Annotated in this window: 21 protein-coding genes; 2 read left to right on the top strand and 19 right to left on the bottom strand. The window is 41.9% G+C overall.

The features are described 5' to 3' along the window. Window positions 1–25: 25 nt before the first annotated feature. Entirely contained in the window at window positions 26–1,330 is a 1,305-nt protein-coding gene (locus tag J2128_RS10340; RefSeq protein WP_209691301.1) for a COG1361 S-layer family protein, read from the bottom strand. Window positions 1,331–1,370: 40 nt separating this feature from the next. Then, window positions 1,371–2,657, bottom strand: coding sequence for a COG1361 S-layer family protein (locus tag J2128_RS10335; RefSeq protein WP_209691299.1), 1,287 nt, complete (start codon window positions 2,655–2,657; stop codon window positions 1,371–1,373). Window positions 2,658–2,942: 285 nt separating this feature from the next. On the opposite strand from J2128_RS10335, the gene J2128_RS10330 reads away from it, so the two are divergent. Beyond that, on the top strand, window positions 2,943–5,192 hold the full coding sequence (locus J2128_RS10330; RefSeq protein ID WP_348632406.1) for a hydrophobe/amphiphile efflux-3 (HAE3) family transporter: 2,250 nt from the start codon (window positions 2,943–2,945) through the stop codon (window positions 5,190–5,192). A gap of 68 nt (window positions 5,193–5,260) precedes the next feature. Here J2128_RS10330 and J2128_RS10325 read toward each other — a convergent pair whose 3' ends face one another. From J2128_RS10325 to J2128_RS10300, 6 genes are all read right to left on the bottom strand, one after another. After that, window positions 5,261–5,989, bottom strand: a complete 729-nt coding sequence (locus J2128_RS10325) for a hypothetical protein (RefSeq protein WP_209691288.1) — start codon at window positions 5,987–5,989, stop codon at window positions 5,261–5,263. A 346-nt stretch (window positions 5,990–6,335) separates the two neighbouring features. Then, a complete protein-coding gene (locus J2128_RS10320; protein WP_209691286.1) occupies window positions 6,336–7,055 on the bottom strand; it encodes a hypothetical protein in 720 nt (239 codons plus the stop codon). Window positions 7,056–7,187: 132 nt separating this feature from the next. Continuing rightward, on the bottom strand, window positions 7,188–7,673 hold the full coding sequence (locus J2128_RS10315; protein WP_209691285.1) for a winged helix-turn-helix domain-containing protein: 486 nt from the start codon (window positions 7,671–7,673) through the stop codon (window positions 7,188–7,190). A gap of 368 nt (window positions 7,674–8,041) precedes the next feature. After that, a complete protein-coding gene (locus tag J2128_RS10310) occupies window positions 8,042–9,199 on the bottom strand; it encodes a hypothetical protein (protein ID WP_209691283.1) in 1,158 nt (385 codons plus the stop codon). 175 nt (window positions 9,200–9,374) lie between these two features. Then, window positions 9,375–10,073 (bottom strand): hypothetical protein, encoded by a 699-nt coding sequence (locus tag J2128_RS10305; protein ID WP_209691281.1) that lies wholly within the window; start codon window positions 10,071–10,073, stop codon window positions 9,375–9,377. Beyond that, complete coding sequence (locus tag J2128_RS10300; RefSeq protein ID WP_209691279.1) at window positions 10,063–10,311, bottom strand: hypothetical protein; 249 nt, start codon at window positions 10,309–10,311, stop codon at window positions 10,063–10,065. The genes J2128_RS10305 and J2128_RS10300 overlap by 11 nt, the downstream gene beginning before the upstream one ends. Window positions 10,312–10,636: 325 nt before the next feature. On the opposite strand from J2128_RS10300, the gene J2128_RS12975 reads away from it, so the two are divergent. Beyond that, window positions 10,637–11,479, top strand: coding sequence for a radical SAM protein (locus J2128_RS12975; RefSeq protein ID WP_348632395.1), 843 nt, complete (start codon window positions 10,637–10,639; stop codon window positions 11,477–11,479). 56 nt (window positions 11,480–11,535) lie between these two features. On the opposite strand, the gene J2128_RS10290 is transcribed toward J2128_RS12975, so the two are convergent. The 11 genes from J2128_RS10290 to J2128_RS10240 form a co-directional block, all read right to left on the bottom strand. Then, complete coding sequence (locus J2128_RS10290) at window positions 11,536–12,747, bottom strand: tRNA (N(6)-L-threonylcarbamoyladenosine(37)-C(2))-methylthiotransferase (protein ID WP_209691274.1); 1,212 nt, start codon at window positions 12,745–12,747, stop codon at window positions 11,536–11,538. Between the two features lie 109 nt (window positions 12,748–12,856). Beyond that, window positions 12,857–13,273, bottom strand: coding sequence for a DNA polymerase ligase N-terminal domain-containing protein (locus J2128_RS10285; protein ID WP_209691272.1), 417 nt, complete (start codon window positions 13,271–13,273; stop codon window positions 12,857–12,859). Between the two features lie 181 nt (window positions 13,274–13,454). Continuing rightward, on the bottom strand, window positions 13,455–13,811 hold the full coding sequence (locus J2128_RS10280; protein ID WP_209691270.1) for a DUF5518 domain-containing protein: 357 nt from the start codon (window positions 13,809–13,811) through the stop codon (window positions 13,455–13,457). A 137-nt stretch (window positions 13,812–13,948) separates the two neighbouring features. Next, window positions 13,949–14,977, bottom strand: a complete 1,029-nt coding sequence (locus tag J2128_RS10275; protein ID WP_209691269.1) for a DUF4435 domain-containing protein — start codon at window positions 14,975–14,977, stop codon at window positions 13,949–13,951. Further along, entirely contained in the window at window positions 14,970–16,724 is a 1,755-nt protein-coding gene (locus tag J2128_RS10270) for an AAA family ATPase (protein ID WP_209691267.1), read from the bottom strand. The genes J2128_RS10275 and J2128_RS10270 overlap by 8 nt, the downstream gene beginning before the upstream one ends. Window positions 16,725–17,102: 378 nt before the next feature. Further along, complete coding sequence (locus J2128_RS10265; RefSeq protein WP_209691265.1) at window positions 17,103–17,306, bottom strand: type II toxin-antitoxin system HicB family antitoxin; 204 nt, start codon at window positions 17,304–17,306, stop codon at window positions 17,103–17,105. Between the two features lie 341 nt (window positions 17,307–17,647). Then, the gene (locus J2128_RS10260) at window positions 17,648–18,748 is read right to left on the bottom strand and encodes a DMT family transporter (protein WP_209691263.1); all 1,101 of its coding nucleotides are present in this window, start codon (window positions 18,746–18,748) and stop codon (window positions 17,648–17,650) included. A gap of 114 nt (window positions 18,749–18,862) precedes the next feature. Further along, window positions 18,863–19,675 carry a DUF3658 domain-containing protein gene (locus J2128_RS10255; protein WP_348632405.1) on the bottom strand — a complete coding sequence of 271 codons (813 nt, stop codon included), beginning with the start codon at window positions 19,673–19,675 and terminating at the stop codon, window positions 18,863–18,865. A gap of 381 nt (window positions 19,676–20,056) precedes the next feature. Continuing rightward, window positions 20,057–20,401: a hypothetical protein gene (locus J2128_RS10250; protein WP_209691259.1), complete on the bottom strand. Its 345-nt coding sequence runs from the start codon at window positions 20,399–20,401 to the stop codon at window positions 20,057–20,059. Between the two features lie 184 nt (window positions 20,402–20,585). After that, entirely contained in the window at window positions 20,586–22,223 is a 1,638-nt protein-coding gene (locus J2128_RS10245; RefSeq protein ID WP_209691257.1) for a PKD domain-containing protein, read from the bottom strand. Window positions 22,224–22,399: 176 nt separating this feature from the next. Further along, entirely contained in the window at window positions 22,400–23,860 is a 1,461-nt protein-coding gene (locus J2128_RS10240; RefSeq protein ID WP_209691255.1) for a YIP1 family protein, read from the bottom strand. Window positions 23,861–23,923 lie beyond the last annotated feature (63 nt).

The raw sequence follows: 23,923 nt of genomic DNA, 5'->3' as shown, positions 1-23,923 counted from the left end.
GAAATTTCCTTAGTTAATAAAAATTTTAGAGTTTGCCTTTTCTTCTGTAGGAATAATAGACAACCAGAAAGACCGCCCCGGCAAGTATTACGAGTGAAATCGGATTTGTGATTATACTCAGGACTTCGTTTTTGTTGTTTGCTGATATGGGAAGCTTCATCTGGTCAGACAGTATCAGGTTGTCGGATTCGTCCCTGTATTTTATCTCGGTGTTTATACCGTACGGGATTATGAGTGCGTCTGAGTCCATCGATATTCTGAACTCAGCTGTTTTTGTATCTCCCGGTTTTATGTCGCCGAGAATTGCGGTGTCGGTTGTGCTGTCAACAGGGCTGTCGGGTACAATTCTTGCGCTTGCACCGTATGCGGTCTCGTCCCCGTAGTTCAGGAAAGATACTTCAACCGTCTTCTCATCTCCGGGTGTCATCGAGATGTTGCCTGAAACTATCCTGAACTTTGCACCTTTAGAAATGTTTATCCCGAAAGTCTCTGAAACCGAGTCTTTGATTTTGCCGTATTCGTCGGTGTATACGATGTCAATTGTTTCCGGGTAAGTCCCGCTTCCGGCCGAATCGTTTACCACTGCACTGAAAACAATCTCCTTTGTCTGCCCGGGTGCAAAGTCGCCAAGGAATACGCTTCCGTCAACAGGTCTTATTATGCCTGAAACTCCTGAAATTTTTGCTCCGGCGTTGTATCCTGTCTGGTATCCCGAATTTTCGACGGTGACTATTATATTTCCCTTCTCGCCCGGGCTTAGCCCTGTTGTCCTGGCCGAGAGGATTTCAGGTTTTACGGCACCTTTAACCGTGACAGGGAGGTTTATCACCTGCGTTTTGTCTTTATAAACGTAGTTCCACCTGTCGCCTTCAATAAGACTTTCTGCAAAGGCGTATGTGTAGTGCACGTAAAGCGTCAGATTGTATACACCTTTCGGGGCGTTCTCGTCCACATGGGCGTAAAATGTCCCGTTTGCCTCTCCGCCCTCTTTGAGGTCTCCGACCATAAACGGTTCCGTCTTAATCCTAAGAGGTGCATTGCCTGCCTGAAGGTCAAGTGTCGTTCCAAGGGAGGTAGTCGGGTTTATGCTCGTCTCCATATACTGCAAGCCTCTTAATTCCTCGTTGTCGACACCGTGGTTTTCAACCACTATCGTAAATGCGACGTTGTCTCCGGGGTAGACCTCAGAACTGCCCAGAATTGTTGCGGCTACAGACGGCTGGCTGTATAAAAATTCTTCTCCTGCACAAAGAGCGGTCCCTGCGAGGGCTGATATGAGGACCAGAAAAATGCTTAAAAGGCCTGCAGTCCGGGTATTAATCCCTGACATGAAATATTTCTCCTTTCATTCCTGTAACACCCTGCAACCGTTATTTTCTTCCCGCTCTTTTTTTGTGCACAATGTAGCCTGCAGCAGCAAGTATGAGTATGACGATTACAGCGATGACAGCTATTCCCGTTGTCATACTGTCTTCTACCTTTACTATCACTTTTATCGTGTCTGAAACGTAGTTGTTGTTTTCAATGTCGTTGTACCTGATTTCAGAGTCAAGGGAATAGTTTTTGGCAGTCGCACCTGAACTTACTGTCACCTTGTATACTGCAAGGGCCGAGTCTCCAGGCTTCATGTCGCCGAGATACACGTTCGTGTCGCTGCTTGAGAACGGGTCGACGACACTTATTCTCCCCTGTGCATAGTATGCTGTCGCACCGCCAGTGTTTTTATATGTTACATATATCAGGCACTCCTGACCTGAGTAAGCTACAGCAGGACCTCCGGTCACGTCAAACTGAATTTTGCTCTTAAAGCCGATTCCAACACTTACAGGTTCGGTTTTGGCGGGAAGGCCCTCGTAGTCCTTGTATACGCCGTATACCTGAACAGGATATGTCTGATCAGATGACGCGTCGTCTGATATAGCGGCCTTGAACCCGGTAGTTATTGTCTCTCCGGGTTTGAGGTCACCTGCAAATACGCCGTTTTCAACAGGTGTTACAGGGCTCTGCCCTGACGGGTTAAGAAAGATTGAAAGCGTTTTTGCGGTATCGGTCCCGTTGTTTGTTATATCCATGTAGATATAACCTTCACCGCCGGCATTCAGGTCACGTGAGGTTAAATTTGTGATTTCAAAAGAGACTGACGGTTTTAAAACGATGTTTACGGGAATTTTTACTGTTTCTGTTTTGAAGTCATAGGATATTGCGTCGGTCCCGACCTGGTCTGAGTTCTCCATGTACTGGTACTCGACAACGGCAGTCATCTGGTAATTTCCCGATTTCGCATCTTCAGGCACAAAAACGTCGAACGACACTGTCTTCATGTATCCCGAGGGAAGGTCTCCGAACACCTGCGGGTCGGATTTCACTACAAAAGGCGAGTTGCCGGGCTTTAATGCAACTACTCCGGCCTTTGCTGTGTTGGGAAGGTAATCAGGAGTCATATACTGGTCCTGGACAATTTTCATGTCTATCAGACCCTTGTTTTGAACAAGCAGGGTAACCGTCGTGTCGGCCCCTGCCTGGACCTCGTTTGTGCCATACACCGATATGTTTATGTCAGGTCCGTCTGTGTAGAACTTGTCCCCTGCACATGCGGTCTGTGCAGAAACGGCAAAAACAGTCAGTATAACCAGAAACAACATCATTTGCGCTTTCATCTGAAATCCTCTTTATATTTTATGCGGCAGGACTTTGCCGGGTAATCTCAATATATAGTTAATCCTTTTTGAATATTTGGCCGGATGCCCGGATATTTAATCTATAATAAACTATTATAGTTAAAAATATGCCTAAAGTGTGCCGGCTGTGCCGGTAAGCGGAATATGCTTTATCCTGTCTGCGTTTTATTTTTATATACCAACGAATCAATGTAAATGCATATAGAAAAGTTGTTTGCCTAATCCGGAACTAAAACCCTATAGTAAATTTAAGGAGATGTTTTTATAAGTCTTGGTATAAGTTCCCTTTACGGGGGTATTTCACACCTGATAAACAAAAACCCGCGTCTTGTCATAGGTATAATGACTGTTCTTTTAATTGCCGCAATATTTACGATGTCAGGCCTTAAGTTTCAGTCTACATCCGACCAGTACCTTGACAAGAGTTCTCCCGAGGGTCTGAGATACGACCAGTACAATACCCAGTTCGTCTCCGATACTTTTATTCTTCTTGTCCAGACGTCGGATACGACAAACTACGAACTTATGCAGGACCTTCTTGTTCTCGAGGGCGAGATAAAAAGGCTTGACTACGTTTCAGAGACTGTCTCTATAGGGGATGTGCTAAAGGAAGCTAACGGGGGAATTCTGCCGCAGAACCAGGTTGATATAGACTATATACTCTCTAAAATTCCGGATTCAGAGAAGAATCTTCTGGTCCCTGACAGCCAGACGTCCCTTTTGTATGTCAAAATAAAGCAGGGAATTTCAACCGATACGTCGGTTTTGATTCTTCCAAAGCTTGAGGCTCTTGCAGGGGAGGCCACTCTTCCGCCGGGTATCTCTATAGAAATTACGGGAAATACTCCATACAACGACGAACTTCAGGAGGATATGGTGCTGTCAGGAATCACTCTCGTAGGCGGAGCCTTCATACTGATGACAATCGTCCTCTTTATCCTGTTCTCCAATATGCGTCACTGGTATCTCCCGCTCATCCTTTTAGCCTTCGGGCTTTTGTACACGTTTGCGGTCATGAGCCTGTTCGGTGTGGAGATAAACAACGGTGCAATAGCGTCTTTTCCTATTCTTCTGGGGCTTGGTATAGATTATGCGGTCCAGTTCCATGCCCGTTTTGACGAGGAGAGGAGGTATGGAAAATCGATTGCCGAGTCGTCAGAGAGCACACTTAAAAACACCGGTCCTGCTGTTCTTCTTGCAATGCTTGCGACAACCATGGGCTTTATTGCAATGTTTATAACGCCTGTTCCGATGATAAAGACTTTTGCTGTAGTATCAATAATCGGTGTTGGCTGCTGTTATCTTACGTCCCTCTTCGGTTTTCCCGCCCTTGCAGCCATATTAAAGTACAAACCAAAAGAGAACGAACAGTCAAAGGCTGTCGTCCTGATGAACAGGTACAGCACTTTTCTTGAGGGGATTGTCAAAAAGGTCTCCTCTGCTGCGATTCCTGTTATAGTTATCTCGATCGTGATAGCATACGCAGGGATACACGTGGACCCTTCGATTCCGATAGACACGGACACAAAATCCATGGCCCCTCCCGACCTTCCGGCCCAGCTTACCCTGGACAAGGTCGAGGATGTGGCAGGTTCGGTTACGCCTTTTCCGCTTTACCTGAGAGGAGACGACCTGAGGTCGCTTGATGCCGTTTCGTGGATAGATAAGTTCGGCAGTTATGCCGCATCAACGCACGACGAAATAACAGGCTTTGACAGCGTTGCAACTCTTGTACGGGAGTACAACGGCGGGAAGATGCCTCTTGACCAGGCGACTCTGGACACTGTCCTTTCAAAAATCCCGGAGGACTCACTCAGCGAGTATCTAGACGGCTCAACTGAGGCTGTAATTTCTTTTACAACGACAATTCTTACGCTGAATGAGCAGAACACACTCAAGCAGGAGGTAGCAGACGATGCTACGTGGTCAGAAATCCCCGCCCACATGGAGGTTTACCCGACAGGCGACTTCGACCTTTACACAAACCTTATGGACCAGATTGCAGACAGCAAGGACAAAATGACTATGCTTGGGTTTATCCTGATATTCTTTTTCCTTGCACTGGCATACAGGAAGAAGGAGGCTTTAACCCCGATTGTCCCGATTGTGTGCATAGTGGGGTGGAACGCTGTTGCAATGGTCGCAATCGGCCTTCATTACAACCCGATAAGTGCATGTCTCGGTTCGATGACAATCGGTGTTGCTTCAGAATACACGATTCTTGTGATGGAAAGATATATTGAAGAGAGGAACAGCTGCGACAGGAATATCGACGCCATTACAAAGGCTGTCCAGAAGATAGGGTCTGCGGTTACGGTATCGGGCCTTGTTACCGCAAGCGGTTTTTCGGCACTTATGCTTTCTGTGTTCCCGATTGTTTCCAGTTTCGGCCTTTCAACGGTAATCGCGGTAGTGTTCTCTCTAATCGGTGCAATTGTCATTATGCCTGCTGTTCTGACCCTTGTCGGTTCGGCAGAAAAATTTTACGGCAGTAAAAAAGGAAAAACCGCCTGAAAACGGTTGATAGATAGTATATACAATCTTAAAATATTTTATTGAAGATTCTAAAGATGCTTTCTCAATCACAGTATTCCGAAAGTCATCCTGAGAAGTCCGGTTAAATACAGAAATACAGGCACGTAAAGAATGCAGTGGATTGCAGCCGCAGTTATCACCGAATACAAAATAAGGTGTGGTCTTTTTTTAAGCATTCCTTTGAGCCCGGTATATTCAAGATATGCAAGGGGGGGCACCACATATATGAAGAAGATGCAGGTGCTTATGATGCCTCCTGTGCTGTAAGGTGTCAGTCCTGTAAATAAGCAGTTTTCGGTAAGTGAATAATATATCATGTAAAGGACAGACCAGATTTTGGTAAAAGGAAAGGCCGCTGCACAACTGTAGAATATTACGCTTAATGCGGGTATGGACTGAAACCTGAATTTAAGAATTTTCAGGAGGGCAACAAGGACTATTCCTTCAATGCCGAATATTATAATTAATGTAAATATGACCGGTATATTTTGCCACCAGCCGTATATGACAGGATAAAGGGGGTATGGAAAAGGGCTCAGGATTACATTGTAGATTAAGTAAACAAGTGTATAATATAATATTTGTATTACAAATACCGATATGAAAAGTGCCAGAATTCCGTGGACTGCCCTGCCTTTATTTATAATCTCAAATGCCTGTTTCGGGTGCCTGTAAAAAAGATATATGAGATGAAAGTATTCGGAAAATTTCAGTTTTTCATTGGTTTCATTCCGGCCTGAAGGATTTGGGCAATCATTAGTAGTAATTATATCCACCGCTTTTAAATTTAATTCTTTTTTATTTGCGCTACAGTATATATAACTGGCCCTCTGCATTTCTTGTTATAAGATACCTGCTAAACGTATCCTGTGAGGTGTATCCTTGTAATAAACAGGACTGCCACTGTCACCTTCTGCAGACTGGAAATTTGCATACCATTGATCAGGTATTTTTTTTATGAAAATAGGTATTATAGAGCGATTCTTTCTTAACCACGATTCCATTAACAGTCCCAATTGTTATTCCGGACATTGATATATCAAGATTAGCCCATGGATCACTATACCCGTATACATCAGTTTGTGCCCATGAAAATTCAAAGATATCATCATTAACATTGCTTTAAGGTACCCATGCCGAATCTGAATTATCACCATTTGATGATACAGTAATTGTTCCAATTGAACTTGATGAATCTGGTTGATATACTCTGTCTCCTGGTTGACCCATATGCCCGGCAATCACAATTCCATTTTGTCCGTTTCTCGTTGCAGCAAAACTTGTTGTACCTGCGTGACTATTGGCAACACATTGTATACCCCCAATAACAGGTCTCCAGCTATCATCTCTGTCCGAACATAATTTTGCCATAGGTTCTGATATGAAAATTATAGGAACATCATTAATGCCTTTTTTAGTAGCATCCGAATCAATAAACCCAATTATTTTATTGATGGTTTCTTTATCAATATCTTCCTCTTCATAAATACCAACGCAAATTGTTCCCAATAGATCATAGCCATAAGAAATTACAGGACCATCGGGGTAGAAATACTCATCCATATCCGTGCTGGTGTCTTCCAGAATATCTTCTAACTGTTTATACCATTTAGTCATAGCATCCTTGTCAGAAATTTTTTCTCCAATTCCAATCTGCATGACTTCCCCTTTTTGATTATACTCTGGGACGTCCCCGTGACTGTCTATAAGATATTTTGTATAATCTGCAGAAACAGCCTGGAATGCCTCATCTCTCATTTGATATCCTGAAACTGTGCTAAAGAAGCATATAATCAGAAAAGTTGCCAATAAAAGAGAGAATAATTCTTTTTTTTCCATCATAACAAAGTCCTGCCAAAATATACGGGGATTTTAAATACATACCCAATATATTTTTGACATTTCCTATTTCTTCGTCAAAATGATATTAAATGTTCAAAAATATTAGTCTGAAAACTAATAACTACCAAAGGTTTAAATCAGGGTCCTGTTTTTAAAATAAAAAACAAGTATTATTATTGTCTGTAAAATTATCGCAGAAATGCATACTGCAAATAAAACACAGAAGGGGTCTTCTATTAAAAGAGGAAATAAAGATTTGGAATTGAGTCTTGGAATTGTATAATATGTATATAATGCAGCTATAGTTGTTATGTATGTAAGCAGGGAAGATAGATAAATTATAAAATTATTGTTTTTGTTAGGATTAATCAATGCGTCTCCTGCGGGAGTAAGTTCATAATATACCCATTTATTTTCTGAGTCTATTGATTTTATTAACCCGGTTTCTTCCAGTTTCTCAAGATGTCGATGAATTGTTGATGATCTTAAAGAAAGTTCTTTTGAAATTTCTGAATTTGTTTTTCTTCTTGAATTAAGTGATTTGAGTATGTCTATTCTTGTATCGCAAGATAAAATTTCAAAGATATCCTTATTGAGAACAATACTTTTTTTATCCATTATTGTTTTTCCTTTAGTAGGATCTAAATTATGTCATAATTATAAATTGTGACTATCAAACATTTTCTGCACATAATATACACTTTGATTAATCCATTCTTAATCAAGGTATTATATTAAATATTTTTATATATCATTTGCCGTTGCACCTGTTAAGGCTCCGGGAAAAGGCTCATATAAACATTATATAGAAAAGATCCAAAGAAATGGTATATATAAAGGACAATAAATGCGGATATTAAAAAAGCTATTATCCCGTGAACAGCCCTGCCTTCGTTTACAATCTCAAAAGCCTTTTTCGGGTGCCTGTAAAAAAAGATATATGAGGTGGAGATAATCTTCTGCCGTCCCGTTGAAATTTTCTGGTTTCATTTCTCTTCTTTTCCTTTTCCAAAATACCATCCCACAACAATACATGCCGGGATAACAAGGATTATTATATAGAATATAATCACCGGGATATTGTTTCCTGACCGACTGCCGGTGTCAATCAGAAAACCATTGTCATATCCGGAATTTTCCAGGCAGGCCACTTTCGTGCCGTTATCAGCCCATGACAGAGTATGGCCGTACTGAAGTGTTGCAGACAGAATTTCTTCTGATTCGCTGGTTTTGGGATCTGCAAATCCGATTCTTTCATTTTCCGGACTTCCGGGGGGCAGAATGAAACAATAAAGAATTTTACTTCCGTCAGGGCTCCATTCAAGGTGCTTACAGATACTGTTGTCTTTATAGCATTTAATCAGGTCAGGATATTTACCGTCCGGACTGCAGATTCCAATTGTGCCTGAAGAAGAATATGCAATTATATCTCCTTTCGGACTCCATGCAGTTCTTTCAGGGATGTTTGTATGAGCATTGTTTTCTATTTTAAGACCGGATGCCGTAACACTAAGATTTTTCAAATCCGCTATATACATTGTGCTTTCTGTACTCCGCGAATCATTTTGGACAATAAAGGACAGATAATTTTCATCAGGACTCCATGAGGGCGGACTGAAATATTCGGTTGAATTAAATATGTTTTCGGATTCGCCGGTATTAAGGTCATATACACAGATGGAGTAGTCAGAACTCGCTGTTGCCACAGTAATGGCGATTTTGTCTCCTTTAGGGCTCCAGGATATATCGTATATATAGCGGGCGTGTATGTCCTGTACATTTATACGTGTGTCTGTCCGTGTTCTGCTGTTATATATTCTAAGGTCTTCTGACAGGTTTTCAGTGGCTGCAAATTTATCGCCCGCATTGTCCAATTCCGGGAAAAAAGGAACTTCGTTTTTGACTTCATCATATACGGTTCCGTTTAAATCTGAGAGATATGTCTTGTACATCCCGCTGACATTCTCAAACTGATACAGCATTCTGTCACCTGAAATATCAAGTATCAGGCAGTGTGCATTTATCACCGGACTGATACGGCTTGTTGGAAATATCTCCCCTGATGTAAGGTCTGAAAAGAGGGGATACGCAATAACAGAAATTATGATTATAATTAATATTGCTGTAATTGCTCTTTTTTTCATAAAATCACAGGTTTATGTGATGCATCAATTTCTATTATTTTTTCGATATCATTTCTTAGAACCGGTTCAATGAGACAGCTAATCATTATTTCTCCTCTCTGAAAAATGTCGGTTTATGGTCTGTTGTGAAAAATATTTTTTATTCATATTGTATATCTGTACATTTCATAAGTCATCACAGAAGAATATCAAATATATAATCGTAAAGGGGCTGATATAAAATGCACTGGACTATGACCGCAATTAATACCAGAAGCAGAATCAGGTGCTTTCTTGTTTTTAACATTCCCTTAAGTCCGGTATATTCAAGATACGCAAGAGGCACAGCAAAAATGTAAAAAATGTAGCTGATTGGAGAATAATAAAGGTCGTCAACTCCGGTATAATAAAGGCAGCCAATTGCAACATCTATTGACATCCCGGTAAAAAAATTGAAGGCAGTGTCTATACTCCACCAGAGTTCAATAAAAGGAAATGCTATGGCGCAGCTGTAAAATATTACGCTTAAAGCCGGTTTAAGCTGAAAACCAAACCCCGATAACTTAAGCATTATAACAAGAATGACTGCTTCCATTCCAAAGGAAATAAAATACACGGCCATATCAGGCAAAAATGCTGTATAATCCTGAGAAATGGAACATGGATTGAGAAATGGAAAAAGCCCGTCGTATACATTGTATATATGTGATCTGATAAAGTGAAAAATCATGTAAACTACAAGTACAGATATTATAAAAGCTATTATCCCGTGAACAGCCCTGCCTTTATTTACAATCTCAAAAGCCTTTTTCGGGTGCCTGTAAAAAAGATATATAAGGTGGAGGTAATCAGTGTGTTCGCTTTCTTCAGGTCCGTTTTTCAGTTCATCTGTCACAGTTTTTCACCGGAATAGTATTACCTTCCTTATAGCTTTCACTCAATTTCAGCCTGAAATTTATCGTGGCATTGCACCCGGGCTGCACCCATGCTATCCATCTGAAAAGATTCTCGGCATAAAATGTTTTACCTCCCTGGGGTGTATGACCATTGGACTTTATAGTCGCCTCGTAAGGAAACTGTGATTTTTGGAAACGGATTGCTGTATTACAGTAATAGTTTGAATTATTTGTCATTTTTATTTTATCTTTTTGTATACTGGTTATTTTCGACGATATATACTATTTCTGTTACACAAACGCAATCGATTAAGCACCACTATTTAACAAAGTGACTATAAAAGTGCTTTGAAAAAAATTTAGCATAAATTTATTTTAAACTCAAAAAAAAACAGATCTTTATTTTAGCCCTGTTTTAATGCTAATAAACAGTGAATTTTGAACTGTTGCCTGTTTATGTGATAAAAGCCGGTAACATTTCTACCAGGAAAAATTTTAACCGGATATCAAAATTATATTTATTGTATAATATCATGTTTGTCTTTGACAGACAAACTGGAAAGTGGATAATTATGAGTATTGGGTTGCATGTTCTTCCCCGCCTGTCCTTCAGATAGAACCGACTACACATTGTAATATGAACTGTCCCTTTTGCCTGAGAAATAAGTTCATTCCCGGAGAAGGGGGTAGTATATCACCGGAAATTTTTAAAAAAGCTGTATCTTATAACGGGTTCAGGTATCCCTCCCTGCACTGGTGGGGTGAACCTCTTATGAACCCTAATCTTTTTGAGATGATAAAATACGGCGCAAAAAAGGGGCTTTCCGTAAATTTTACTACCAATGCAACACTTATTCACGAAATTGCTGGAGATTTGCTCTCCTCTGACCTAGATATTGTTGCTTTTAGCATTCCTGATCTCTCTCTGTTCTTTCAAAAAATTTACAACAATATCGAATATTTTCATAAATGCAGAGAAAAAAGAGGATTAACACATCCCAAAACGTACATGAACGTTGCTATGATGGGCTGTAATTTTGATACAGTCGAAGAAACATTGTCAGTATCACGCCGTCTTGGTGTTGACGCAGTAAATTTTGAAAGGTCTTATCTCTGGAGACCTGAATTCTCAGGAAAAGAGGATGAAGTTTTCAGGCGGGCAGATGATTTTGCAGCTAAAACCGGATTAAAGATTTATCTCCCGGTTTGCCATACGCTGCCGTGCCGTCTTTTCAATACTACGCTTTTTGTAAGATACAACGGCGATGTGACCCCGTGCTGTTACAGGCCGGATAAAGTCCTTAGAAATATAGCCTCAGACAGCATGGACGATATAATGAGCAGAAGAGGCACTTTCCGGGAAAATATGGAAAAAGACCCCGTATGTATGGCATGCGGGATTTAAAAATCAGGGTGTTCTCAGAAGTTTACAGTCACCAATATAAGTCACTTCAGTTCTTTTCAAACTCTTTCAGCGATAAGGTAATGTGTTCTGTGGGACTTTATCACTACGTCAAGCTTTGTCCCTAAAGGGATGTCCTCCTTTATCACGATATTGTTGTAGGACTTATCCCTTGAGATGACAGACCCTTTCTTTTTCTTTTCCGTCACTGCAACTGGGAGGACTTTTCCTATCATTTTTTCGTTGTTTTCGTCATATATACTGTTTGCAGCTATTGTAAGTTTTCTTGACCTGTTCTTTTTAATCCAGTCAGGCATGTCTTTGTAAAGGGCGGCGGGAGTGTTTTCCCTGACCGAAAACCTTGTGATGTTCACTTTCGTAGGTTTAGTGTCGTTTAAAAGCTTTACCGACTCCTCAAAGTCCTCTTCGGTCTCGGTAGGGTAGCCTATTATAAAGTCGGTCGAAATCCTTATGCCGGGGACCTGTCTTTTGAACTCGTCGACGACCTTTCTGTACTCCGACTGCGTGTATCCTCTCTGCATTGTCTTCAGGACTTTGTCGGAGCCTGCCTGCACGGGGAGGTGTGCAAATGAGTATATTTTTTTGAGCTTAAATGCCGGGACGAGTTTTTCAAGAATAGGAATCACGGTTGCAGGGTTCATCATGCCGACCCTTACCGCGAAATCGCCCTTTATTTCGTTTAGAAGGTACAAAAGCTCTGAGAGGTCGGACCCGATGTCCTTTCCCCAGGCGCTTAAGTCCTGGCCCGTGAGCTGTATTTCGGTTGCACCCTTGCCTACCAGCCTCTTTGTCTCTTCAACGATATTCTCGGAACTGAAGCTTTTCATGCGGCCCCTTGCATGCCTTGTTATGCAGTATGCACAGTTCCCGAGACATCCTGTACCCACCTGGACGACGCCGGTATTTTTGTCGACCATTCCTCCGGCATGACGGTTTTGTTTATAGATATCTTCGGGCAGAATTATGTGTATGTCAGGCCTTACCGAAAGGAGAGTCTCTTTCTGCACTACGGGCATGCAGCCCGTTACGTATATTTCGCGGTCAGGAAACTCGTTAATCGCTCTTATCATGGCTCTTTCGGTCTGTGAAACGACTGTACATGTATTTATCACGACCGCTTCCGCATCTTCCGGTCCTGAAACCGTGCAGCCCTGCCTGACTGCAATCTCCTTTAACTTCTCCGTGTCGGCGAAGTTGAAGGTGCAGCCGTATGTCTCAAAATAAACTTTTTTGTTTTTCAGGGTTTGCATAAGAACTGAAGGTACATTTGTCTTTTTAGTGCAAAAAAGATCTTATTATTCATAACTACTGTTGCAATTCATTGCTCTAAGTTGTGGGTACAGGGGTGCCGGCAAAATATTAATCCGTTAATTTTTGTAGAATCCAGATTTTCGGCCCGATTTCTTCGGATTTAAAAAGTATGAACTTTCCCGAATTATTTTTTCCGTTCAGGATAAATTCGATATTTTCATCTGTACAGATAAGAATCTCATACTTTCCTGAGTCTTCTATTTTGAATTTGGCAGGAGTCTTTTGTCTTTCTCTCATAAGACCTGAGAAGTAGAGCATTCTTGTTGTGCATTCGTCTTCTTCAACAGCAATGCATTCTTCGTCAGGACTTTCGGGCATCCCGTCGACTATCATCCAGCATTTTAAGACACCTTCCATTTCAAGTCTTAAGAGGTGCTGTACAGTCCGGAATTTTTTCTCGTGAATGACAAATCTTCCTTTTTTAATGCCTTTTCCCTTCTCCCCGTCATCATTTGTCATGATCATAATGTTATTATAGTACCTCAGGGTCTTTTTTAAAGAAAAAGATTTTGATTTGACATTATTTTTAAAAACCTGTTCCTGTTTTCGCCGTATTTTGCGTATATTGTAAAAAAAAGGTACATTTAAAGTGTATAGAAAAAATCTCCTTAAAAACAAATTTAGGGTTTTTTAAAGCCTGTATTTTTTAGCTTTTGTTCAGAAGTCCTCCAAGAGCCCCTCCGATAAGGCCGAGTATTCCGAGAGTCAGTGCAAGTATTATGATTATTACAAAGTCTATCGCGGCACCGATGATAAATCCCCCGATGCCAAAAAGTGCTGCACCGAATATGAGGATAAGAATCGAGATTACAATTCCCCCGAATATCCCTGCACAAAAACCTGCTTTTGCTCCGTTTGAAACACCCTCTCCTGCAAGAAGACCTGCGGCAAAACCGCCTATTACAGGCCCCAGAAGTCCCGCCGCTCCTTCGTAATGCCCGAGGACGGAACTGAATATAATCATTGCAATAAAACCGATAAAAGAGGCCAGCCAGAATCCCATGTAAAGAACTCTGATTTACGTGTATAAAATCTTTTTATTTATTTTTCGTATTACATTAGCCTGCTGCAGGGGCAGCCTTTTGTGCCGCATCCCAAAATTAATGCACTCCAAAACTCCTGAAACCGGGTTAAACGGCTTTACTGTGCGTTACCTGTACTGTTTAAGAAAATTTCATCCGATATTTTGGGTATTTTATTTTCAGCCCACCTTTTAAGGTCTTTGAAGAGTCCTGTTTCATAGAACCTGTTCTCGTCGTACATATTCCTGAAAAGCCGCTCAAGGTCGCGGGAACGAACTTTTTCCCCGGATTTCTGCGGGTAATTTATGTTTATGTCTGCGAGAAGGACGCACATAAGGTCATGGCCCCGGCACAGCTGCATAGGGTCTTTCAGAAATCTTTCGAAACAGGGTTTTTCCCTGGATAATGCCTCCAGAAATCTGTCATATTTTTCTTTGTTTCTCTTCTTCAGGAGCACGAGGTATTTTTCTTTGTCAAAACTCATAGAGGTGACATCTGTAAAGTCAGTGAAAACATTTCTTTTCTTGCAGTTTATGTGCTTGAAGGTGATATTCAGGTTGTATTTTTCGTTTATGTAGAGGCTGAACCCGATAAAACTGCAGCATTCAACAAGTTTTGAGAGGATGTCGCCTCCTCTTACGGCGTCAAGCATGCTCCTCTGAAAACTTTTGCCGGCAGAGTTTGTGGCGTAATGGTCAAGGACTCTTTTTATGAGGTCGTTTGAGACAATCATCGTCTCTATGTCATGCGTATCAGTCAAAAAAAGGTTTTCCGGGCGTGAACCTTCGCCGTCTTCGTTAGTTATGTTTGTTTCCTCCGAATCCTCAAAGAATGAAAAATCCCTGTCGATTATTCCTATTACTGAGTCGGAGGCGTTTCCTGAAATTTCCGAGAGTATACTGTTTACTACGGATATCACGTTCTTTTTTGAGTTTGCAATCCTTATTTCACACAGGTCTCCTGAAAAGAAGCGTGAATAAAATTCGTAGTCGTAAGGGCCTTCAGTTATGATGAATATTTTTCTGCTAAGGGTGGGATAGTTTTTCTCCATCTTTCTGATTGCCCCGCTAATTTCGTCAGCGTCGGCCCAGATGTCCTCAAGCCTGTAGTTTCCAGAGCATTTGCCAAATCTTTTCTTCTTAAACATCGGGACGTTCACCTGAGAGGTCGACAGTGTAGTCCCAGTATGTGTGAATGAGCTGGGGGGAGTGTGTTGCAATCATGAAGTCCGACCCGGTAATGTTCGTGATTTTTTTGATGTAGTCGAGGTACTGCCTCTGCCACACGATATGAAGCGATATTTCAGGTTCGTCGACGAGTACAAGGGTCCCCGGGTCGGTGAAGAATATCAGGTCGTAGTACATTACAAGCTGGTTCTGCTCACCGGATGAAAGTTTTTCAGGGGATATCGACTCGCGGTCTGAAGCCATGAAGAAAAATCCCCTGTCTGCCCTGACCTCGAAGGAGAGGTTGAGGAAAAGGGAGTTTATTATCTGGATGAGAAGGTCAATCTTTTTCTCGAGGTCCTTGAATATCAGGTATTTCTTTTCGGTATCCTCTATATAGAGTTTGAGAGCCGCAAGGACCCCTGTCTCCCCTTCTATGTCGCTTTCGGGAATTTCCTGTTCCGACCATGTCTTCGGGTTGTATGCCAGAAACCCTAGATTTTTAAGTTTTTTCTGTTCGAGACGTATTTTAAGAAGTTTTTCAGTGATGCTGTGAGCGGACGGGAGAAGGCCTTCATCCATCTCAAGACAGAGGTCCATGTACCTCCCGGGGTATGTCACGTCAAGCTGCTGTGTGCTTGCGGCGTAATCACTTAACATCGCCTGGATGCGCCTTTTTATATCGTCGGAGTAGTTAAGGATAGTCAGTTCGTAGCTCCTTTTCACCCCCCCGCCATGTCCCGTGAGGAGATCACCTTCATGACCCTTGTCATCGTCTGCGTTCTGCCACAATCTCTGTGCGGATATGAATTTTACGGGAACAGGAGGTATTATTCTGCTCAGCTCCCATGAAGTCTTCTCCTCGTCGAAGTTGTCGGGGTTCACTGTGTATTCAAGCGTATCGCCGGTATCTGTTTCGGACTTAAAGCTGACAGACCACATGTCCCCCAGGGGAAGCTTTATCCCCTGCCTCTTTCCGAGACTTTTTCTTATTTCAAGTGACCTTTTGCTGTAAACACCTTTTTCTGTCTTGTCTTCGGATGAGAACGTAAGGTTTAAGCAGTCGAAGGGGATATCGCGTATTTCACCCAGGTTTCCGACGAATACCGACCTTAGAAGTCTTAATATCGTCGTCTTTCCGTAGCCGTTCGGGGCGGTTATTATCGATAGGTTGTCGTCGTTTTCTATCGGGATTACGTGGTGGAAATTCCCGAAGAGTCCTGAGATTTCGACTTTTGTCAGTCTTATCCTGTTGAACCTTAAGGGTAAATCCCTTGTAATGGCATCAATAAGCCTCCCGAGCATCTCCTCGGTATTTTCGGCATCAAGAAGGGGGTACTCCACCCATTTATCGGAAAAGACGCGAGACACTATATCCATATATTCGCCGTGCAGGTTTCTGCTGCCTAAAAAGACCACCCTTTCGTAGTTTAAAAGGCCGTCGGATTCGGCGTTGCTCTCTATCGTATCGTATTCAATGCCTGATTCGCTGAATGAATTCTCGGGGTAGTAGAGGATCTCCTCGTGCGGGAGGACGAACCCGTATTTCGGGGATAAAATGACCCTGTCGTCAGGGTAGAATTTTTTTGTGTATTCATGGCATCTTTCTGCAAATCTTCCTGTGAAGGCATATTCCGCCTTGATATGCCTGTCTTTGTCAAGATTTGCATCCCTGTCCCAGATCTTCTCGTCTCCGGCGGGTGTTATTACAAGGGTTTTTAGTGCCATTTATTTATTTTTGGGGCGTTATACGAAATTAATGTAGCGAAGAAATGACGTCAGGTGGTTTTAGTCCTTTAAATCTTCATATATCGCGGAATCAATTGCTGGAAATGATTCATCCGTATAATAACTGTCTGGAAAAATACGGGGAGTTTACCTGAATTCATAGTCATAGATATGTGTTCGCGTATTCGAACATTTGTTCGTTATTCCAAACATCTCAGGAATATGGACATTGGCTTAAAATTCTGTTTTGTTTCAAAACTTTAAAAAAACAGCCTTTAAATCCAAAATAAAAAAAGGCCGCAGTTCCGTCATAGCGGAAGTGCGGCCGCATAGAAACCTTTGTTCCGAGCAGGGTTAATGCTTGGTACCGCATTTAGGTTATGATGCGGTAACTTCAAAAGACGTAATTGTAGGACTACTCCTTTTTCTCTCACTAAACTCCCCGAGGTAATGAGATGTAGCTTCCCTCAGGCTCTCCAAAGCTTCTTCCTTTGTGTTCCCAATACTGACGGTCCCCAACTCGGGACACTCCGCAACGTAACATCCCCCCTCTTCAAATATCATTGCGGTAAATTTGTTCATTTTCAATCCCTCCTTTACAAATTTTTATGTTACCTTTTTTCTATTTAATACTGCCGTTTAATGTCCTGAAAAATATTTAATGACGTTTTTTTGTTACCTTTTGCGAAGAGCAGATCGTATTGATTATATTATATTTACTGAATCGGTTTTTGCGGTCACCTTTTGGATTTATGTGGTTATTTATGGCTTACTTATAAAAAATAGCTCTATTATATACTTATTTATCAATATAGTAGTTCTGAAGAGCTGAAAATAACTTTTAGGTTTTTCGAAAAGGTATATCCCTTAATTTTTTTATTTGTATTCTGACAGGTAAATCCAATAAAAACTTATACCTCAGGTCAGTAATGCCTGTGCCTGTGGTGGATATCAGGCCTGTGGGCATGCGTATGCGTAAGTTCTGTATGCGTGTGCAGGTGTGAGTGATAACCGAACCTGTCAAGAGGCGGATCGTCAGGCGTATGCTCGTGTTCATGGTGAATATCGGGGTGGTGGTGCCTGTGTTCATGCGTTTCCGCAGGGTGCGTGTGCAGGTGCGAATGCTTCTCGGTTGAAAGGAGGAACAGTCCCGATACCATGAGAAAAAGAGCCGGAAAGAAAAGGATGCCTGGCAGTTCCCTGAAAATCAGAAAAGATGCGATAACTCCGAATACCGGGTTCATCCCGAAAAGAGAGCTTGCTCTTGCGGCGCCGAGTTCTCTCAAACCGTATATATATAGTATCATCATAAACCCCCCGAATGAAATAAAACCCACAGTCATTGCAGGAATTAATATTTCAGGTGAGGGAAAGGCGGAACCTGAAACCATGGCGATGATGAAAAGCACGGTCCCGGCAGTCATACCTTTTGCAAGAATGATTTCAAACGGGTCTTTTGATGAGAGTTTTCTTTCTATGTTTGTATCTATTCCCCAGCATATGCACGTGAGAACGATTCCCAGGGCTCCGAGTGATAATCCGAATTCGCTTCCCGGGGAATATGCAAGCGCAAGACAGGCCAGAGTAATCAGGCAGAGGGCTGCCCAGACCCTTCTTCCTACAGGTTCGCGGCATACGGTCACTGCAATCAGGGTTGAGGCAACCGCCTCAAATGAAAGAAGCATCGATGCCGTGACTGCATGGACATGCTGGAGGCTTATCATGAGAATTATCGTTGAAAGTACAGAGCCGGAAAATGCTGACCCCAAAAACCATGGAATATCTTTTTTGGAGAGAGGTGCCTCTTTTTTTGACCTTGGAGTCTCGTTTTTCACCAGCGATATGATTTTTGAAGCGGCAAAGCAGATTAGAAGACCTGTTGCACTTCCCAGGTACAGGACTGACGCCAAAGACAGGGGAGGAATGTCTGTCAGAAAAAGTTTGGCAAGCGGAGTTCCGGAAGCAAAAAGCGCCCCTGCAATGAGTGAGTACAATACAGGCAGTTGTTCGCGGTTTATTGTCAATGTGCCTGATAATTTGGATTTTAACCGCAATATAAATTTTTAAGCAGCTCTTTTGAGTAAACGGATATGCCGGGCAGGACCTGACCTAAAAAAAAGTAAAAATCACTGAAAATTTCATTTCACATTTTTAACTTTTAATGTCCGCATCGACTTTCGTTTCCCTTTGTCTTTAAGAACCCCGGAGTCGCAGAGGTATATCAGCCTCCCGAATATAAGGGCATATCCGGCCTGGTTGCATTCATCATTGATACTTCCGAGTACGTCTCCTACGATTCTTGTAACGGGAACCCATCTTTTTCCTTCCCTGCTAAGTTTTTTTGTCTTTTTAATTATAGTCCGGTCGTATATGCAGTCCGGTGCGGAATAAATCTGGCTTCTCCAGAGTTTTCTGATGTTGGCATTTTCTTTTTTTAATCTTTTCCAGACTGAAGTGTAATAATCCTTTTCTGCTTCCTTGAGGCATTTCACCTGTTCAAAAGCTTTGACAATCTGTTCCTGGTTTAGTTCACCTGTATGTGCGGGGACCATTTTGTAGGGGGTGCTTCCGCAGATGCCGCCTGAATCCACTGAATTCACTCCGTCTGTAAGGTCAATGACATATGTCTGCGGGGAATTGTCCTGTTCCGAGATAAACCTTAGAAAACCGCAGTATTCCTGTACAGACCTCCTTGAAAACCACAATACTTTCTTCTCATATTCCCCCGAAATGTCGTCCCTGAATTTTTTAAGCAAAGACTTTGTTGTTTTTGCATATTCCATGTATTCTGATTCCCGGCAGAAACCGGAGAAAAAATCAATTCTTTTGTCTATATCATATTTTTTCAAAGGCCCAACTCCAAGGTCGTCAGGCATGACGGTAAATGCGTAATTCCCGTTTTTTCCGAGAGAGTGTTTAATCATCCCACCCGCCGACTCCGAAAATGCTATGTGAAGGATTTCTTTTTTAATATTAACACCGTCCAGTGAGATTGTTGCTATAACAGTCGTTTCCTGGGAAATATGACTTATTTACATATATATATGAAGGACTGCCCTGTTCACCCCGGAATGCCTGCATGTATTTTTTGCTGCTTCTTTTATGTTTTCTTTAGTAACAGGACTGACTTATAACCTGATAAGAATAATCTGAATTAATTTGAACAAATTTTTTTGGGCTGCAAATTTTTAAATCGTCTAATGCCATGATTTCTACGAGCCGGTTATCAGCCTGCGCATTCACCTGTATCCTGAAAGCCCGGATTAAATTTTTCTAAAATATAAGCTCCCCGAAAAGAATTTTTGTTTTGAAGTCTTTTGAAAACATCACTGTTAAAATCTGTGCATCTTTTTTTCAGGTCTTTCCAGTATCTCGTATCCTCTTTCCATTTCTCTCTCAGCTTTTCCAAGGGCGTCGTCAACTCTTAAGCGGTGTTTTTCCCAGTTGAATTCATCCGAGTTGTCTGTAATTTCTATCTCAACGTCGGCAAGGTTTATGTACATGTCAATGTTTACCATCTGATCTTCAAGATCTCTCAGGATAATGGCTGATGCGTCCTTTTTTCTTCTGTTTATATCCCCTCTCATGGCTTTAATCTCTTTTAGCCTCGCGTTTGCGTCACGGAGGTATTTTTCCCTTGTTTCCTTTACTTTGGCTTTGAGTTCTTCCATTCCCATCTCATAATTCCCCCCTCTTTGGATGCGGTTTGATATTACATGATAGTATTTAGTATTATCTCAGTCTGAAGGCAAACTGGTAATATTCAGCAATGCCCCGCCATTTCTGCGGTACACTTTTTTCTGGATAAATAACGCTGAAAATAGTGAATAACCGTTAAAAAAAGGTAAAATATGTTTTTTATTACATCCCGAAAATGCCTGAGAGGAGGTTTACGTATTCCTCATAAAACCCGTAGAACCTGTTCATTTCAGACCTGAAATATTCCGTTCCGGGAATCCCGAATATTTTTGTCCCGGATGAACCGGTGGTTACAATAGTTTTCGTAGGGGCAGGAGTTGGCGTTGTGGCGGCGGTTATCGAGGAAATATCACTGACCGTTATGTAGTTGCTTCTGGAGTATGTGTAAGTATGACTTTTTGTGTCGGTAACCGTAAGCTTTACCGTGTATGTTCCGGTTGATTTGTAGGAATGAGTTGTCATTTTTGATGTAGTTGTATCCGTATAACCGTCACCGTACTCCCAGTAGTATTTGCTTACCGGGTAGTCATTGCTGCCTGCAGGAGTTGCAGTAAACGTTACGTCAAGTGGTTTATGTCCTGATGTCGGAGAAGCCGTAAATGTTGCGGATAAGTCCAGAGTGACTTTGACGTAGTCTTTTTTTGTTTCGGTGTCAGTGAATCCTTTATCATCGGTTACTACAAGCTTTATTGTGTACGTGCCCGGGTCAGTGAATTCAAACTCAGGATCGTAAGATTTGTATTTCTGTATCTGTTTATATTTACTTCCTTTTTCATCGTAAACTGTCCACTCCCATTTATATAAATCTACTTTTGTTTTATCCGAAGGCTTTGATTTGTCGATGAATTTTACTTTGAGAGGGGATTTTCCGCTTTTTTCATAGTCATCGTCCAAGGTAAATCTGGCCTCCGGAGCATCCTCATCCCCCACCGAAATTACTGTGCTGTAAGTGTCAGTATTCCTGTTTTTATCGGTGACTGTCAGGCTTACCGTATAGTTCCCGTTCTTTTCAAAGGTATGCTTAACATTGGCACCTGTTTTCTTTGTTAGTGTATTGTTGTCTGAACCGGAATCATGGAAATTCCAGTACCATTCTTTGATGTAATAGTCCTTGTCAGGGTTTTTGTATGATCTATCATCAAATGTGACGGTAAGAGGAGCGCCTCCCTTAACGGGACTGGCTTCAAAATAAGCCATAAGCTTGTTCATATCAATTCTTTCAGAATAGTAGCTTGTATTTCCCGCCGGGCTTCTGACCGTAAGTTTAACGGTATAATCGTTGGGTTTGGTATATACATGCGTGCCATTGTCAAGAGTTGAAGTACCCCCGTCCCCGAAATTCCAACTCCATGAAACTGCACCGGGTGTTCTGCTGTCGTATTTCAGGGTTTCATCGCTTAAATCAAGGTCGAGTTTTGCAGAAGCGACAAGGGCAGGTTCTTTGATTGTGACCGTTGTGGTATTTTTAACTGTTGTTGAGCTGTCTGAAAGCTTTGCAGAGACTTCAACTTTGTATGTATTTGCTTTGGAATACGTATGCTTTCCTGAACTAGATGTTGCAGTATTACCATCGTCAAAATTCCAGCTCCATGAACTTGCGGTTCCGCCTAGTATTGATGATGAATAATCAATTATATTGTAGTTGTCCCAATTGGACCCCTCTGTTGTAACTGATATTGTAGCCGTATTAGTACCCTCCCCGGCCAGAGCAGTCATGTCGCCGGTAAGCGAAGATATGATAAAAAACGTTGCAGTTACGGCCAAAGCCAGAAATACAATGTTTATTCGGGTTGATTTCATTCAATTTACCTTCTTGTCCTGATCATTTTATTTCACTTTTATTTTGAGTTGTATATTCATTATTTTGAGACTTATAAATAAATCAATTAACTTTTAAAACGTCACTCTTCATAAATATAATGTTGAGGCAGACCCGGAATATATATTCCGGGTGTTTCAATAATTGCCTTATTGGACTAGCTTCCCCCTTCCGCAAAAAATGCCATAATCATTATTATTATGAATAATAACGGAAAAATCCAGATCCCTGCCGCCTGGTTAATATCTTCAGAGTACCCCTGCCTGATCCCCGTGAACATAAGGATAAGGCTCCATACGGGCGCAACAATGATTCCGAGCACCGGTATAAACCCGCATAATAAAAAAGGGGTTGCCGAATATGCCGCTATTTTCAGACCTTTCTGCATATCGCTGCTATATCCCTTAAGACACGCCGCAAAATGAATTATGCACCCGATAAATGCAGCGGCAACAACTCCTGCCAGTATAATTTCAGCGGATATGAAGAGTTCTGTACCTGCGTCGGTAAGTGCAGAAAGTACAGGGTATTGTGCAGAATCAAGGGATGATGCCAGAATCCCGAAAAAAATCGTATTGCCAAAGGCGAATGCAATAAGGGATATTAAAAGTACCATAAAGGCCCCTGAAATGTCTTTGTTTTCAGTGATCCGAAAAGCCTCTGACGGGGATGTAAGAAATTCAGGTATTATTCCCGCATGAATTTCGAGGTCACGAAATTCCCCCGAAAATTTTCCGGAATAAAGTCCGGGCCGGTATGAACGTGTTTTTCTGGACGAATAAGGTGTTCTGACCCCTATGTTGTGGACAGGTATTGTACCGGCAGGCGGCAGACTGCTGCCTGAAGAAAGATTTGTTCTGTGATTGCCTGAATGACTGTCCGGGTTTATTTTATGGCCGTTTTCTATTTTCCCGCAGTTTTTGCATGTTTTTGAATAGTTAATTGCCGGTTCACTTCCCGGGGGATATCTGCCGGTGTGCGCCCTGAAATCACGTCTTACCGCAGGTCCTGTTTTCTCTGAATTGTATGTATTTTCATATTTGTCCCGGGTACCGGTCATTTTGCTGCTGCCCGGATAACTGACGGGAGGACTGGTTGTCCCGGGTCTTTTGTTTATCCTTACAGTCCGGTCGGGCCAGGGCTTTTGCCCGCCCGGATAATTAACAGGAGGGCTGTTTATTCCTGTTGTTCTGGTTTTTCTTGCGGGATTATCCGGCCATGCTTTTTGACCGGGTTGGGATATATGCCCGGTTCTTTCACTTTTGGCGCATTTTCTGACTGAATGAAGATTATCAGAGATCTTTTTTTGAAGGAGTTTTATCTCATTTTCTCTTTCGTCCGACCCTTCTTTGTTAAATAGAATATCTATTGCCCTGTCAGACCCGTCCGGAGCCTTTATGAAAAGTGAGAGCCCTTTTTTATTTTGTTCTCCGTTGAGGGTGGACGCAGATTTAATCACCGGAAGCGGAATTTCCGTTTTTTCAGGGTTTTCTGTCCCTGCCTGGCTTAACACCACTTTCCGGTCTGTTAAAGTCAGACTAAACGCCATATCGTTTATAGAAATGTCCTGTACCTTCAGAAGAACCGCCTCTCCCGGGTAAAGGTATGGGTATGTCATAGATATCATCAGTTAACTGAACGGACTTTGTTGCCTGTTCATATGTTATGTAAACTATCCTTT

Origin of the sequence: Methanomicrobium sp. W14 (genome assembly GCF_017875315.1) — an archaeon.
Classification (GTDB): domain Archaea; phylum Halobacteriota; class Methanomicrobia; order Methanomicrobiales; family Methanomicrobiaceae; genus Methanomicrobium.
Note: the sequence above shows the minus strand (reverse complement) of the source record. Positions and strands in the feature narration are given on the sequence as shown.

What these genes read in the sequence shown, in the direction of transcription:
- J2128_RS10340 (WP_209691301.1), bottom strand. Translation starts at nt 1,330, where the DNA reads ATGTCAGGGATTAATACCCGGACTGCAGGCCTTTTAAGCATTTTTCTG.
- J2128_RS10335 (WP_209691299.1), bottom strand. Translation starts at nt 2,657, where the DNA reads ATGAAAGCGCAAATGATGTTGTTTCTGGTTATACTGACTGTTTTTGCC.
- J2128_RS10320 (WP_209691286.1), bottom strand. Translation starts at nt 7,055, where the DNA reads ATGATGGAAAAAAAAGAATTATTCTCTCTTTTATTGGCAACTTTTCTG.
- J2128_RS10315 (WP_209691285.1), bottom strand. Translation starts at nt 7,673, where the DNA reads ATGGATAAAAAAAGTATTGTTCTCAATAAGGATATCTTTGAAATTTTA.
- J2128_RS10310 (WP_209691283.1), bottom strand. Translation starts at nt 9,199, where the DNA reads ATGAAAAAAAGAGCAATTACAGCAATATTAATTATAATCATAATTTCT.
- J2128_RS10300 (WP_209691279.1), bottom strand. Translation starts at nt 10,311, where the DNA reads ATGACAAATAATTCAAACTATTACTGTAATACAGCAATCCGTTTCCAA.
- J2128_RS10290 (WP_209691274.1), bottom strand. Translation starts at nt 12,747, where the DNA reads ATGCAAACCCTGAAAAACAAAAAAGTTTATTTTGAGACATACGGCTGC.
- J2128_RS10285 (WP_209691272.1), bottom strand. Translation starts at nt 13,273, where the DNA reads ATGATCATGACAAATGATGACGGGGAGAAGGGAAAAGGCATTAAAAAA.
- J2128_RS10280 (WP_209691270.1), bottom strand. Translation starts at nt 13,811, where the DNA reads ATGGGATTCTGGCTGGCCTCTTTTATCGGTTTTATTGCAATGATTATA.
- J2128_RS10275 (WP_209691269.1), bottom strand. Translation starts at nt 14,977, where the DNA reads ATGTTTAAGAAGAAAAGATTTGGCAAATGCTCTGGAAACTACAGGCTT.
- J2128_RS10270 (WP_209691267.1), bottom strand. Translation starts at nt 16,724, where the DNA reads ATGGCACTAAAAACCCTTGTAATAACACCCGCCGGAGACGAGAAGATC.
- J2128_RS10265 (WP_209691265.1), bottom strand. Translation starts at nt 17,306, where the DNA reads ATGAACAAATTTACCGCAATGATATTTGAAGAGGGGGGATGTTACGTT.
- J2128_RS10250 (WP_209691259.1), bottom strand. Translation starts at nt 20,401, where the DNA reads ATGGGAATGGAAGAACTCAAAGCCAAAGTAAAGGAAACAAGGGAAAAA.
- J2128_RS10245 (WP_209691257.1), bottom strand. Translation starts at nt 22,223, where the DNA reads ATGAAATCAACCCGAATAAACATTGTATTTCTGGCTTTGGCCGTAACT.
- J2128_RS10240 (WP_209691255.1), bottom strand. Translation starts at nt 23,860, where the DNA reads ATGACATACCCATACCTTTACCCGGGAGAGGCGGTTCTTCTGAAGGTA.